This is a genomic window from Tangfeifania diversioriginum (assembly GCF_900141875.1).
Taxonomy (GTDB): Bacteria; Bacteroidota; Bacteroidia; order Bacteroidales; family Prolixibacteraceae; genus Tangfeifania; species Tangfeifania diversioriginum.
Genome location: NZ_FQZE01000006.1, coordinates 1 through 14240, shown reverse-complemented (window position 1 = coordinate 14240; position 14240 = coordinate 1). Strand labels below are relative to the sequence as shown.

Here is a 14240-nt window from a genome sequence, read left to right as displayed (position 1 = left end):
TTATGAGAAAAAATATGAATAAAATATTGTCATTATTTGTTCTTAGTGTGATAATTCTGGCAACTGGATGTCAGGAGGCTGAAGAATTGATTCCTACGGCCGGAAATAAACTGACCACACTTAGTTTTTTAACCTCCGATCTGATTGATACCAAAATCACTGTAGATGAAACAGAAACAGATGGGTCTATTGTAGTTGAGGCAGATATTAACGGGCTTAAAACTACTGATATGACAAAAATCAATGTGTCTGCCAGTATTCCCAACAACGCGCGCGTTGAGCCCGCTTTTGAAGGCCCGGTGGATTTATCTGAACCTTATCAGTTTGAAGTAGTAGGAGCCGATGGAGCAAGACAGGCTTATACAATCGAAGCTCAATTAAGTGTCCAGTATCAGCACCGTACTCTGTGGAAAAGAACTGCTACGGAACTAAATTTTACCGACCATAACAATGGTGCGGTGGGTTTCAGTGGCGATTATGTTGTAGTACACGACAGAGGCGGATTTTTTTACGTTAACATTTCTGACGGAGAAAAAGCCGGTGATATTTCGATGGAAGGAATCGACTGGGGAGATCTTCAAAGGACTGTGCCGCTGCACATGGCCACCGATGATGCCGGAAATATTGCTTCATGTAACTTTGGTGTTGCCGAAGGTGATGTGATACACATGTACTGGTGGGAAGGGGTATCGGCAAACCCTGAACTGCTGTTTGAATATGTACTGGATATTCCGGGAGTACAGATTGGCAGAAAGATTTATGTAAGAGGTGATATGACCGATCATGCTTTCCTCTACCTGGCCCTCTCCAATAAAAATATGTTCCTGCAGTGGGAAATCAAAAACGGGCAGGTCGTGTCAGAAGAGCCCAGAAGGGTCGATTATTCACTCGATTATACCATGGGTGTACAAGCCAAAATTGTACCGATAGAGGTTGGTGCCAACAGTAACTATTTTGTGGCCCGGTATGAGAACGGGGTTGCCAAAGTTGCCATTACCTATATGGATGGTACAACCAATCAGCCAATCTATCAGTCAGAACATCACATTCAGGATGTTTACCATCAATGGTTAGGTGGGGGCCACGCTTTTGACTATGCTCAAATGGATGGAGCCTTTTATATGTTTTTTATAGAGCAGAATGCTTTCAATTGGATGAGAGAAATTTTCGATGTCAGAAAAGTAATGCTCAGGCCAAACGAAATCTCATCTGTCATGGATTTGATTAAATTCAGAGCATGGAATGATTGGCTCAATTTTCCAATGGATCCCAATTACGCCAGTAACGGAAATGTTACCGGCGATGTGAAGGTGAAGGTCAGTCCGGACGGACAATCGGCTGTTGTTGCATTCTTATGCACTAACGGCGGCGTGGAACTCTGGGAAATCTATTAATAACCTTTTATTCGAAATAAAAAGGTGTTGAGAGGGGCTGAATATTGATATTGAATATTTTATATTGTAACAAATATGAAAAGAACTCAATAAAAGTTCAGCCCCTTTTTTACATGCTTGCTTATTGATTCAATTCCGTAATTATTGCTTTAGTTCAGAATGCTTTTTCTTTTTGCCATGAAAATAAAATTTTATATCGCATTTTTTTACCTGCTCATACATGCTTCCTGTTCAAGCCCTGAAGGCAACAAACTCGGAGATGATGAGGTGCAGTGGAAAGAACCTCCTGTGCAGCAGCCATCTGTTCCAGTGAGCGAAAAACCCAAAATCTTATGGATTGACGCTTCGGCGAATTTTGAATATCTGGCAAACAGCAAAGAAAATGTTCGGAATTGCCTGGTTAAAGCAAAAAATACAGGGTTCACTGAAGTGGTTGTGGATGTGAGGCCAACGTGCGGAGATGTTCTGTATGAAAGTGGTATTGTTGAACAAATAAAAAAGTTAGGCAATATTGAAAGGACTGCCACCTGGGATTATCTGGGTACATTTATCGAAGAGGCCCATAATCTGGGATTAAAAGTGAATGCAAACATCAACATTATGGTTGGTGGAAATATTCGCGACGGAGGTGTTTTGTACCGGGAGACTGACAAGAGTTCCTGGGCAACACAACTCTATTATCCTTCAGGGATTATTTCAATTATGGACGATGAAAAATCGCATGCAAAATTTTTTAATCCGGTAAATCCCGAAGTGCAAACATATCTCTTGTCAATAGTGGAAGATCTGGCTCAAAATTATTCGAATGTCGATGGCATTATTCTGGACAGAGCCCGCTTTAATTCAATTGAAAGTGATTTTTCTCCACTTACAAAAGTTGAGTTTGAAAAATATATCGGCACCACGGTAAATTCTTTTCCATATTCTGTTTTTACCTGGAAGGGGGATAAGGTAGAGCCCGGAACACACTATAAAAAGTGGTTGGAATTTAGAGCTAAAACCATTTATGATCTTTTCGAAAATGCAAGAAAAAAGGTAAAAGAAATAAATCCGGATATCAAATTCGGAACATATACCGGGTCGTGGTATTCATCTTATTACAACGAAGGAGTGAATTGGGCCAGTAACCGGTTTGATGCTTCTCTTCATTATTCCTGGGCTACTCCGGAATACAAAAACTATGGATATGCCTCACTTCTCGACCTGTACATGACCGGAGCATACGGCCAAACTTTGTATGGTGCAGAAAATGAATGGAGTGTAGAGGGGGCAATTTTGAATGCTAAAAAAGTAACTTTGGGGGATGTTGCTGTTTGCGGAAGTCTTTACGGGTTGAATTTCGAAAATAAACCCAATGATGCGGAAGAAGCAGTTTTTATTGCTTTAACTGTAGGTGATGGATTGATGTTTTTCGATATGATTTATTTAAATATGTATAATCAGTGGGATGCCGTAAAAAAAGGTATCGACAGGGCAATTGAATATTCTAATAATTAGGAGTTTTATTTTTTTGTGGTCGTTTTATCAAAGAAATAATTTTTCAAAGAGATAACCCGGCAATAAAAGTTTCGGGCTATCAAAAAACAAATGTTATTTGATAATAAAAAATAATGGGTAAGTAATGAAGACAAAAACAACAAGAAGAAATTTTTGCAAATCAATAGGAGTAACTGCATTGGGCTTAGGGGTAGCACCGGAACTGATGGCTCAACTGAATGGATCGGCCGGAATTAAGCCGATAGAGGGTTCCTGGTTTGAATTTCAGCATCATAGTTTGGCCGAAGGAAAATATTGGAATCCCACTCTGGCTGAATTTACAGCTAATCAGTGGGAGTATAAAATTAAAGAAATCGCACAATCCGGCATTCGTTATCTGGTATTACTGAATACCGCAATTCGAGATAAAACCTTTTATCCATCGAAATTTCTTCCCAAACATCAGCTGGCTTGCGAGGATCCTCTGGAAGTTGTATTGTCGGCTGCAGATAAGTACGGCATTAAATTTTTTGTAAGCAATGGTTTTTTTGGAGAATGGACAAAGCCCGCTTTTTTGATGCAAGATAAAGAGGTTGAAAAAATCAGGCTCCGGGCGATGAATGAAATTGCTGAAAAATATGGACATCACAAAAGTTTTTATGGCTGGTACTATCCAAATGAAACAGGAATACAGGGACATTACGATGACTTTTTTATTAACTATGTAAATAGTTCCTCTTCCGAAGCAGCAAAGCTTACACCTAAAGCCAAAACGCTTATTGCTCCTTATGGAACACGCAATGTTATAGCAGACGATAGACATCAACGGCAAATTGAACAGTTGAATGTGGATTTTATAGCCTATCAGGATGAAATAGGTGTTGAAAAGACCAAAGTAGAAGAGAGTGCCGGATTTTTTAAAAGTTTATATAAGCTGCATAAAAAAGCTGCAAAGTCAAGAATATGGGCTGATGTGGAGGTTTTCCAATTTGAAGGACAGGTTTATCAAAGTGCTCTCTTGCCAGCTCCGGCAGAACGGGTTATCAGACAATTGGAAGCGGTTTCTCCTTACGTGGAGAAAATATTCATTTATCAGTACATGGGATTAATGAATGCTCCTGATTCTGATGCATTTGCAGGCCATCCAAATTCTACCGAACTTTATCAAACACTTCAGAAGAATGGTTTTATAAAATAAATTTGAGATGTTTAATTCGTTGGTTAAAAGCAAACTGAAAACATTATCGTTATTCTTTCTTTTCCTTTTCTTCACTAATGAAATCATTGCAGAAGAAAGGGGAAAAAATCTGAATCAAGTCATAATCGAAAATGCTGAAATGCAACTTGTCTTTAGTGCAAAAGGTGAGGCTATTAGTTTGATTCATAAAGAAACAGGACAGGAGTGTCTTGAAACTGGGACGAATACACCTGCTTTCGCCATAACAGAATACCGTCCATACGATAACGAACTTTTTCTTACCTACCCGGCAAAACCGCGAACATTTGGGGCCGACACAATTTACAGGATTGGAAATGAATTAATAGTTGGTTTTGAAAAAATTGCTTACACTGCAACCATATCACTGAATATTACTGACAACTATATCGGTTTCAAACTTACAAATCTGGATTACGAAATTGAAAAGTTTGGTATTAAAAGGCCAACTGAAATTGATGAGTTTACTTTACTTCAATTACCCGTAAAAAAACGCAGGCACATGGGCGAATGGCTTAATGTTGTGTGGGACGATGATGTGGCTGTAAATTTATTGGCTACAGATGAATTTGCACGTATCGATGCATTCGACCGGAATAATTATCATTTGCTTTATGCAGGTATGGAAAACCGGGTAAAGCTTATGAATGTTGGGGCAGCTTTAATTACAACTCAAAAAGATAAGTTATTGGACAGGATCGATCAACTTGAAAAGGATTACAACCTGCCCCTGGGAGTTGAAAGCAGACGAAGGGAAGAATACAAATATTCCTATTACGAATTGCGTAATGTAACTACAAAAAATATTGATGAGCACATTGCTTTTGCAAAAGAAGGTGGCTTTCGTATGATCGTGTTGTATTATACAGATTTTGCTCTTTCAATGGGCCATTTCCCGTGGCGGCCTGAATATCCCAACGGCATGGATGATTTAAAGTTCATTACACAAAAAATCAGAGAGGCAGGAATGATTCCTGGTTTTCATATTCACTATAACAAAGCTGCCAGAAACGATCCGTATGTCAGTCCGGTTCCTGATGCCAGGCTTAATCTGAGGCGCATTTTTACATTAGCCGATTCGATTGACAACTCTTCAGATATTATACAGATTGAGGAAAATCCCGAAGGTTGCACACTTGAAGAGGGACGTCGGTTATTGAAATTAGGGAATGAGTTAATCTCATACGAGAATTACACTACAACCTTTCCTTATCAATTCATCGGATGTAAGCGTGGTGTGCTCGGTTCAAAAATTAAACCTGTTGAAAAAGGATTCAAGTTTGGCTTGCTCGATGTAGATACCTGGCCACTCTTTATCCGGTTTGATCAAAATACAAGTATTCAGCAGGAATTAGCTGAACGTATTGCAAAAATATATGATGCTGCTGGTTTTGAGTTTATTTATTTTGATGGGGCCGAAGATGTTCATCCGCCATATTGGTTCCATGTTGCCCGATCACAGTCAATAGTTTACAATGCGTTTAAAAATGCTCCTTTATTATCGGAGGGTGCTATTAAATCGCACTACAGCTGGCATATTATAACCAGAGGAAATGCGTTTGATTTATTTGCACCGGAAGTGATTCGTCAGGCAACACAAAAGTATCCGATGTATGCTGCCCAATTTACTGCACAGGATTTTACTTCAATAAATTTTGGATGGAACGATTACCTGGCACCCGATAGCACTAAAGAAGGAATGCAACCCGACATGTATGAATATATATGCAGCCGGGCTGCAGCATGGGATTGTCCTATCGCTCTGATGGGTAAACTCGAAGAATTGAAAGCCCATCCCCGAACATGGGACAATCTGAAAATTATCCGAAACTGGGAAGATGTTCGCATTGGAGAATTGTTAACTGAGAAACAAAAAGAACAGTTAAAACAACCTGACCAGGAGCACATTTTACTGAAAGACGAAGAGGGAAAATTTGAGTTTTTTACATATCAGCAAATCGCTAAACCGGCGAATGATTCTCCTGATATAAAGGCTTTCGTGTTCAACAGAAATGGTGAAACGTGGCTATGCTATTGGCATATTCGTGGTGAAGCTTTCCTGAAAATTGATGTTGAAAAAAGTAAAATGCGATTATTTGAGGAACCAGGCAAGGAACTTAATTTTAAAGAAAATAGTGATCATTCTGTTGTACCGGTTGATAACCGTCGTTTTATGGTTTTCGATTTGCCTGTTCAAAAGGTTACCGGGTTAATCCAAAATGCTGAAGTGTTTTAGATTACAAAAAACTACAAATGACCAAATGAATTCTTTTCCAATTGGTTATAGAAGATTTTAATTTATAAAGCATTAAAATAGTAAATAGTATGAAAAACATAAACCGAAGAAATTTTGTCAAAACAGCTGCATTAGCTGGCGCAGGAATTACGGTGGTTCCCGGTTCGGTATTGGGAAAAGCAGCCGGCCATGTTTCCCCAAGCGATAAACTAAATATTGCAGCAGTTGGCATAGGTGGCATGGGCCGGAACAACCTGCGGAATATGAGTTCCGAAAACATTGTGGCTCTTTGCGATGTGGACTGGGATTACGCCGGAAAAACGTTTAAAGATTATCCAAAAGCCCAAAAATTCAAAGACTGGCGCGAGATGCTCGATAAAGCAGGCAATTCCATAGATGCTGTATTGGTGGCAACACCCGACCATACACATGCTGCGGTTACTGCCCATGCCATGACACTGGGCAAACATGTTTACACCCAGAAGCCGCTCACGCATTCAGTGTATGAATCGCGATTGCTTACTAAACTGGCCAAAAAATACGGGGTAGCAACCCAAATGGGTAACCAGGGCAATTCGTATGGCGATATCCGCAGGGTGTGTGAATGGATTTGGTCGGGCGCTATCGGTGAAGTAACCGAAGTACATGCATGGACCGACCGGCCCATATGGCCGCAGGGATTGCAGCGGCCCGCTGAAAAGATGAAAGTGCCGGGTACGCTGGATTGGGAACTGTTCCTGGGGCCTGCTGCGTACAGGCCTTACCATTCTGCCTATACCCCATGGAACTGGCGCGGATGGTGGGACTTTGGCACCGGTGCGCTGGGCGACATGGCCTGCCATGTGCTCGACCCCGTCTTCTGGGCGCTCAACCTTAAATATCCCACGCAGGTGGAAGGTTCTTCCACGCTGGTGAATACCGAAAGCCCACCTCATGCCGAAATTGTAAAATATACGTTTCCGGCCCGTAAAAACATGCCGGATGTAGGAATGCCCGAAGTGAAAGTGACCTGGTACGACGGGGGCCTGTTACCTCGCCGTCCGGTGGAACTACCCGACGGAGAAGTACTTGGAAAAGACAGCGGCGGAGGTTTGCTGTTTGTTGGCTCGAAAGGCAAGATAATGACCAGCTACTACGGAATGCATCCTACTTTGCTGCCCTATTCCAAAATGGAAGATTTTGAAGAACCCAAACCAGTATTACGCCGGATTCCGGGATCTGAATCCGGGCCATGGTCGGGTGCACACGAACGCGACTGGATTCGTGCCTGTAAAGAACCGGCAGAAAGCCGTACCGAAACATGCGCCAATTTCGAGTATTCGGGCCCATTCAACGAAATGGTGGTAATGGGAGTACTGGCCGTGCGCCTGCAAGGGTTGAACCGCATCCTCGACTGGGACGGCGAAAACATGCGCTTTACCAATATTTCGGATTCCGATAAAATTAAGGTGGTTACAAACGATAAATTCGAAGTGGTTGACGGTGATCCCAGGTTTAACCGGGATTATGCCGAGTTCAACGCCCGGGAAATGGCTGAAGAATGGGTGAAACATACATACAGGGATGGATGGTCGTTACCAGATATGCCTGGAGATTAGGTAGTCTCAATATAGGAGGGCTGCTACGGCAGCTTCTCCTTTTTTTGAAAAATGTTCATTTAAACTTTGTAAATTTAAGTTGTCGTTTTTGTGAGAGTATTCAACATTATAAAAGAATGAAAAAAATTACTGTAAAATTTAGTATCCTTTTGGCAACTGTTGTCCTGTCGTTAACCGGTTTTGCCCAAAAGACCAACTTTGAAAAAGCAGGTTGGAAATTGGGAGTTCAAAGTTATTCCTTTCATAAATTTACGTTTCAGGAAGCTGTTGATAAAGCACAGCAGCTTGGATTGAAATACATTGAAGTTTATTACGGTCAGCCGTTGGGAGAAGGTATGGAAGGCACTATGGATTTTCGGATGGATAAAAACACCCGGAAACAAGTGTTAAAATATGCCAGGTCTAAAAAAGTTAAAATTGTTGCCAGCGGTGTGGTTATCTGCAAAGATGAACAGGAGTGGGAACAGCTATTCGAATTTGCCGATGCAATGGAAATTGAAATCATTACCTGCGAACCGGAATACCAGCATTTAAAATATGTGGACAAGCTGGCCAACAAATATAAAATTGATGTGGCTATCCATAACCACCCGAAGCCTTCAAATTACTGGAATCCAGATATGTTTCTCGAAGCCGTTGACGGGTTGAGCGACCGTATTGGAGCCTGCGCCGATGTGGGGTACTGGAAAAGAATGAACCTCGACCCGGTGGAATGTTTAAAAAAATTGGATGGTCATGTAAAAGCACTCCACTTTAAAGACATTAAAGAAAAAGTTGAGGGAGAAGCAGAGCAGCACGATGTAATTTGGGGAACCGGCATTTTGGATTTGAATGGAATGCTGACAGAACTAAAACGACAAAACTTCAAAGGACTATTTTCTATTGAATACGAACATAATTGGTACAATTCAGTGCCCGATATAGAAAAAAGTATTTCGTATTTTAATAACTTGTCTGATGAAATTCTATAAATCAGTCAATAAAACAATAACACTACTGGTTGCAATTGGAATAATTTCCTTTGCGACCAGTAGTAATTTGTTTGGCACAAACTTTTTCGGTAATAAGGGGAATAAAAGCAATATAAAAATCCTGAGTTATAATATTCGTATTGCTCATCCTCCTTCAAAAGGATGGAATGAAGTGGACCTTCCGGCAATTGCCCGGGTTATTAAACAGGCAAATCCAGATTTAGTAGCGCTACAGGAAGTAGTTGTATTTACAGAACTTAAAGTAAAAAAGATAACTCATTCAGTTAAAAATGAAACGAAGAAATTTTATAACACTGCTTTCTGCCGGTAGCGGAAGTATGTTGTTAACCCAACCATTGCAAGGTTCAGAAATATTTGCCAATTCGAATAAAAATCAAAGATTATCTGATGGATTTTCAGCCGATGTAGTAATTGCAGGTGGCGGAATGGGGGGATGTGCAACAGCCCTTGCAGCCTGTCGGAATGGGTTGAAAGTGGTTATGACGGAAGAAACCGACTGGATTGGCGGGCAAGTTTCGCAACAGGGCGTTCCACCTGACGAACACCCTTGGATTGAAACGCATGGCGCGCCTGCATCTTATCGTGATTTCAGAAACCGCGTGCGGGAGTACTACAAGCGCAATTATCCCTTGACTGCGGATGCCCGTAAACGTGAAAACCTCAACCCGGGAGACGGTGCTGTTTCGCGGTTATGCCACGAGCCTAAAGTGGCTGTGGCTGTACTTCTGGAAATGCTTCATCCGTACATGAGCTCGGGAAAGCTGATTGTTTTAACCGAACACAAAATAAAAAAAGCCGATGTTACAGGCGAAAAGGTAAAAGCCATTGAGGCAGTGAACCTGAAAAACAACCAGACAATAGTGCTTGAAGCCACGTATTTTGTGGATGCAACGGAATGCGGCGATCTGCTTCCGCTTACCGGCACCGAATACGTTACCGGCACCGAATCCAAAAGTCAGACCGGCGAACTGCATGCTCCCGAAAAGGGAAATCCAAAGGACAATCAGGCATTCACACTCTGTTTTGCCATGGATTATCAGCACGGTGCAAATAACATCATTGACCGTCCGGAAGACTATACTTTCTGGAGCAATTATGTTCCTGATATGTACCCGCCCTGGCCAGGGAAATTACTGGATCTGAAATATTCCAGTCCACAGACTTTGGAACCAAAAGAACTTGGTTTTCATCCGGAAGGGGTAAGAACAGGCGATGTTTTAAATCTGTGGAATTACCGGCGCATAATCAATAAAAATAATTTTGGTCCCGGAACATATACTGGAGATATTACCATTGTAAACTGGCCTCAGAACGATTATCTTTTAGGGGATATTATCGATGTGAGTGAAAAAGAGTTCAAGAAACATATTGAGGCAGCCCGCCAGTTGAGTTTATCTCTGTTCTATTGGTTGCAAACCGAAGCTCCGCGCCCTGATGGTGGCTTAGGCTGGCCCGGATTACGTTTGCGCAGCGATGTGATGGGAACAAGCGATGGTATGGCCAAATATCCTTACATCAGAGAATCCAGAAGAATTAAGGCTGAGTTTACCATATTGGAAGAACACGTGGGTGCAGAAAACCGAAAGTTGGTGGTGGGCGAGGAAGCCGGCAAAAAAGCCGCGGAATTTTTCGACAGCATAGGAACAGGTTATTATCATATCGATTTGCACCCCAGCAGCCAGGGCGATAATTATATTGACTTTGGCTCTCTTCCTTTTCAGATTCCTTTAGGCGCTTTGCTGCCACAGCGTATGAATAACCTGTTGCCTGCAAATAAAAATATTGGCACAACGCATATCACAAATGGGTGTTACAGGCTGCATCCGGTGGAGTGGAGTATCGGCGAAGTTGTTGGCTCACTTATAGCTTTTGCAACAAAGAAAAAAACCTTACCAAGAGCAGTTCGTGAAAACAGGAGTTTGCTGGAAGAGTTTCAAGGCTGGATTCGGACCCAGGGAATGGAAACACACTGGCCTGAATAATGTAAAATGTTTTAAATTATGCGATTTTTGTAAGGGAATACCCAATTGAAGTTGGAAAAATTGAAGAAGTGCAATGTGCAATTCGATAATGCAAAAAATATAATGAATACCAAAAACAGATTAATTAACATGCAATATGTTGCCTTTATATCTATAGTGGCGGCATTAGGTGGTTTATTGTTCGGATACGATACGGCTGTAATATCGGGAACCGTTTCGCAGGTAACAGCACAGTTTGAACTGAATACTCTGCAAAGCGGATGGTATGTTGGTTGTGCATTGGTTGGGTCAATTGCGGGGGTATTGTTTGCCGGAAGGCTGAGTGACTATTTTGGAAGGAAAAATACAATGATTCTCTCTGCACTTCTATTTACTGCTTCAGCATTGGGTTGTGCTCTGTCAGTCAGTTTTAACCACCTTGTAGTATGGCGTATGGTTGGAGGTGCCGGAATTGGAATAGTTTCGGTTGTTTGTCCTCTTTATATTTCAGAGGTTTCACCGGCATCCCATCGCGGCCGTTTGGTATCACTTTATCAGCTTGCCATAACAGTTGGATTTTTAGTCGCTTATTTGGTGAATTATTTTCTGTTAAAATTGTCTGTAGATTTTTACTCTTCAGTTTCATCATTTCAGCGAATTTTTGGTTCTGAGTCCTGGCGGGGAATGTTAGGAGCAGAAACCTTGCCTGCCGCTCTCTTTTTTCTGGTAACATTTTTAATTCCTGAAAGTCCTCGCTGGCTGTTGGTAAAGAATAAGGAAGATAAAGCTTTTGCAATTTTTTCAAAAATCTTTGTTAAAACTGAAGATATTTCTTTTCAGGTAAACGAAACAAAAAAAATATTACAACTCCAATCGGAAGTTAGCTCTGATTGGAAAGTACTTATGCAGCCAGGTTTTCGAAAAGCAGTAATTATTGGGGCAGCTATTGCCATATTGGGGCAGTTTATGGGTGTTAACGCGGTACTTTATTATGGACCAACAATTTTTGAGAGCAGTGGCTTGTCCAGCGGAGATTCACTTTTTTATCAATCATTAATCGGTGCTGTAAATATGCTGACAACAGTACTTGCATTACTTATAATCGATAAAGTGGGGCGTAAAAAACTGGTTTACGTGGGAGTATCCGGGATGATTCTTTCACTAATTTTAATCGGCTTTTATTTCTTATTTTCCGAACAAATGGGATTAACCAGTACTTTCTTGTTGATTTGTTTTTTAGCTTACATCTTTTTTACTGCCGGATCGATTAGTGCGGTAATTTTTGTTTTTCTGTCAGAAATGTATCCAACACGAATCAGAGGATTTGCCATGTCACTTGCCACATTTTCACTGTGGATAGGAACCTATTTGATAGGACAGCTTACTCCCTGGCTTCTGGCAACTTTATCACCGGCAGGCACCTTTTTCCTGTTTGCAGTAATGTGTCTGCCATATATGTTCATAATTTGGCGCTTAATGCCTGAAACAACAGGAAAAACACTTGAAGAGATTGAACTTTTTTGGTTAAAAGATGAAAAGAAATAGGAGGGAATAGAAGATATGGATTTTAATGAATTGGAACAGAGATATAAAAATGAACTGCTCAACCGGGTCGTTCCTTTTTGGCTCAATAAATCTCAGGATTTGGAATTTGGCGGGTATTTTTCCTGCCTCGACCGCAAAGGAAATGTTTTCGATACCGATAAATTTATCTGGCTTCAGGCGCGCGAAGTGTGGCTTTTTTCGATGTTATATAATAAGGTTGAAAAAAAGCAGGAATGGCTCGACTGTGCCCTGCATGGAGGTGAATTCCTGAAAAAATATGGGCATGACGGTAATTACAACTGGTTTTTCAGTCTGAACCGTGCAGGAAACCCGCTGGTGCAACCCTACAATATTTTTTCTTACACGTTTGCCGCCATGGCTTTTGCTCAACTGGGACTGGCTTCGGGCAATGCAGAATACAACGATATTGCCCGCAAAACTTTCGACCGGATTTTAGAGAGGCAAGACAATCCTAAGGGAAAATACAACAAGGCGTATCCTGGTACACGCAACCTGAAAAATTTTGCGTTGCCGATGATTATGTGCAATCTTGCCCTCGAAATGGAACATACCCTGGGGGCCGAAGCGGTGGAAAAAACGGCCAAATCGGTGATGCATGAAGTGCTTAATGTTTTCTACCGTCCGGAGCTGGGGCTGGTAGTTGAAAATGTAAATGCCGATGGTTCATTTTCCGATACGTTCGACGGACGTTTGCTGAATCCGGGCCACGCCATCGAAGCCATGTGGTTTATTATGGATCTGGGTGTGCGGTTTAACCAGCCGGAGGCCGTTGCAAAAGCAGAAAAAATTATGCACCAGATGCTTGAATACGGCTGGGATAAAAAATATGGCGGTATTTTTTATTTTATGGACGCCAAAGGCCATCCGACCCAACAGCTGGAGTGGGACCAGAAACTTTGGTGGGTACATATTGAAACTCTCATTTCATTGCTGAAAAGTATTCAACTTACCGGTTCAGAAAAATCGCTTGAATGGTTTGAAAGAGTACACGATTATACCTGGTCGCACTTTACCGACGAACAGCACCCCGAATGGTTCGGTTACCTGAACAGGCAGGGCGAGGTATTGCTTGACCTGAAAGGCGGTAAATGGAAAGGGTGCTTCCACGTGCCGAGAGGACTTTATCAGTGCTGGCAAACCCTCGTGAAGTTGGCCGAAAAATAATCACAGAATTTTTAAACAGATAGATTTTTTTTAGATGAAGATATGGCAAATTCTTTTGGTGGCATCGCTGGCCGCACTTATTTCCTGTACAGGAGAAGAACGAGGTTACGATTTGACCCCGCCCTGGGCAGGCAAACTGCTCGAATTGAATTATTCCAACCCACAAACCTTAGAGCCCAAAGAACTGGGATTTCATCCGGAAGGGAAAAGCACCGGTGGGGTTTTGAATCTCTGGAACTACCGGCGCATCATCAACAAAAATAACTTTGAGCCGGGGACTTACGACGGTGACATCACCATTGTGAACTGGCCGCAAAACGATTACTTTTTGGGAGATGTGATCGATGTGAGTGAAAAAGAGTTCAAAAAACATATTGAAACCGCCCGCCAGTTGAACTTATCATTGTTTCACTGGCTGCAAACCGAAGCACCTCGGCCCGACGGTGGTACAGGCTGGCCGGGATTACGCCTGCGCAGCGATGTGATGGGAACCACCGATGGGATGGCCAAATATCCTTACATCAGGGAGTCGAGAAGAATTAGGGTTTGCTGAAAAACTAACGATTTATTTTTAATAGGCATTGTTCAACTCCGTTATTAGCAGGTTGAAAATTCACTAATAATTCCATTGTCTGGC

General features: G+C 41.7%; 11 protein-coding genes. All 11 read left to right on the top strand.

Annotated elements, in window-relative coordinates:
* Positions 1 to 2 precede the first annotated feature (2 nt).
* Positions 3 to 1394 (top strand): DUF5018 domain-containing protein, encoded by a 1392-nt coding sequence (locus tag BUC07_RS05280; RefSeq protein ID WP_073166685.1) that lies wholly within the window; start codon positions 3 to 5, stop codon positions 1392 to 1394.
* A 177-nt stretch (positions 1395 to 1571) separates the two neighbouring features.
* Complete coding sequence (locus BUC07_RS05275) at positions 1572 to 2891, top strand: alpha amylase family protein (RefSeq protein WP_175552467.1); 1320 nt, start codon at positions 1572 to 1574, stop codon at positions 2889 to 2891.
* Between the two features lie 124 nt (positions 2892 to 3015).
* Positions 3016 to 4068 carry a DUF4434 domain-containing protein gene (locus BUC07_RS05270; RefSeq protein WP_083578105.1) on the top strand — a complete coding sequence of 351 codons (1053 nt, stop codon included), beginning with the start codon at positions 3016 to 3018 and terminating at the stop codon, positions 4066 to 4068.
* A gap of 7 nt (positions 4069 to 4075) precedes the next feature.
* On the top strand, positions 4076 to 6322 hold the full coding sequence (locus tag BUC07_RS05265; protein ID WP_073166678.1) for an alpha-amylase family protein: 2247 nt from the start codon (positions 4076 to 4078) through the stop codon (positions 6320 to 6322).
* 89 nt (positions 6323 to 6411) lie between these two features.
* Positions 6412 to 7920 (top strand): Gfo/Idh/MocA family protein, encoded by a 1509-nt coding sequence (locus BUC07_RS05260; protein ID WP_073166675.1) that lies wholly within the window; start codon positions 6412 to 6414, stop codon positions 7918 to 7920.
* A 116-nt stretch (positions 7921 to 8036) separates the two neighbouring features.
* Positions 8037 to 8891, top strand: coding sequence for a sugar phosphate isomerase/epimerase family protein (locus BUC07_RS05255; protein WP_073166672.1), 855 nt, complete (start codon positions 8037 to 8039; stop codon positions 8889 to 8891).
* Complete coding sequence (locus tag BUC07_RS05250; RefSeq protein ID WP_073166668.1) at positions 8878 to 9222, top strand: endonuclease/exonuclease/phosphatase family protein; 345 nt, start codon at positions 8878 to 8880, stop codon at positions 9220 to 9222. The genes BUC07_RS05255 and BUC07_RS05250 overlap by 14 nt, the downstream gene beginning before the upstream one ends.
* Positions 9182 to 10894 carry an FAD-dependent oxidoreductase gene (locus BUC07_RS05245; RefSeq protein WP_073166664.1) on the top strand — a complete coding sequence of 571 codons (1713 nt, stop codon included), beginning with the start codon at positions 9182 to 9184 and terminating at the stop codon, positions 10892 to 10894. Before BUC07_RS05250 ends, BUC07_RS05245 begins: the two co-directional genes overlap by 41 nt.
* Before the next feature lie 102 nt (positions 10895 to 10996).
* Positions 10997 to 12418, top strand: coding sequence for a sugar porter family MFS transporter (locus BUC07_RS05240; protein WP_073167054.1), 1422 nt, complete (start codon positions 10997 to 10999; stop codon positions 12416 to 12418).
* 15 nt (positions 12419 to 12433) lie between these two features.
* Positions 12434 to 13603, top strand: coding sequence for a n-acyl-d-glucosamine 2-epimerase (locus BUC07_RS05235; protein ID WP_073166661.1), 1170 nt, complete (start codon positions 12434 to 12436; stop codon positions 13601 to 13603).
* Between the two features lie 34 nt (positions 13604 to 13637).
* Entirely contained in the window at positions 13638 to 14156 is a 519-nt protein-coding gene (locus BUC07_RS05230) for an FAD-dependent oxidoreductase (protein WP_073166658.1), read from the top strand.
* The last annotated feature ends 84 nt before the right edge of the window (positions 14157 to 14240 follow it).

Excerpts from the sequence above, each read along its gene's own strand:
- BUC07_RS05280 (WP_073166685.1), top strand. The coding sequence starts at position 3 with ATGAGAAAAAATATGAATAAAATATTGTCATTATTTGTTCTTAGTGTG.
- BUC07_RS05275 (WP_175552467.1), top strand. The coding sequence starts at position 1,572 with ATGAAAATAAAATTTTATATCGCATTTTTTTACCTGCTCATACATGCT.
- BUC07_RS05270 (WP_083578105.1), top strand. The coding sequence starts at position 3,016 with ATGAAGACAAAAACAACAAGAAGAAATTTTTGCAAATCAATAGGAGTA.
- BUC07_RS05265 (WP_073166678.1), top strand. The coding sequence starts at position 4,076 with ATGTTTAATTCGTTGGTTAAAAGCAAACTGAAAACATTATCGTTATTC.
- BUC07_RS05260 (WP_073166675.1), top strand. The coding sequence starts at position 6,412 with ATGAAAAACATAAACCGAAGAAATTTTGTCAAAACAGCTGCATTAGCT.
- BUC07_RS05255 (WP_073166672.1), top strand. The coding sequence starts at position 8,037 with ATGAAAAAAATTACTGTAAAATTTAGTATCCTTTTGGCAACTGTTGTC.
- BUC07_RS05250 (WP_073166668.1), top strand. The coding sequence starts at position 8,878 with ATGAAATTCTATAAATCAGTCAATAAAACAATAACACTACTGGTTGCA.
- BUC07_RS05245 (WP_073166664.1), top strand. The coding sequence starts at position 9,182 with ATGAAACGAAGAAATTTTATAACACTGCTTTCTGCCGGTAGCGGAAGT.
- BUC07_RS05240 (WP_073167054.1), top strand. The coding sequence starts at position 10,997 with ATGAATACCAAAAACAGATTAATTAACATGCAATATGTTGCCTTTATA.
- BUC07_RS05235 (WP_073166661.1), top strand. The coding sequence starts at position 12,434 with ATGGATTTTAATGAATTGGAACAGAGATATAAAAATGAACTGCTCAAC.
- BUC07_RS05230 (WP_073166658.1), top strand. The coding sequence starts at position 13,638 with ATGAAGATATGGCAAATTCTTTTGGTGGCATCGCTGGCCGCACTTATT.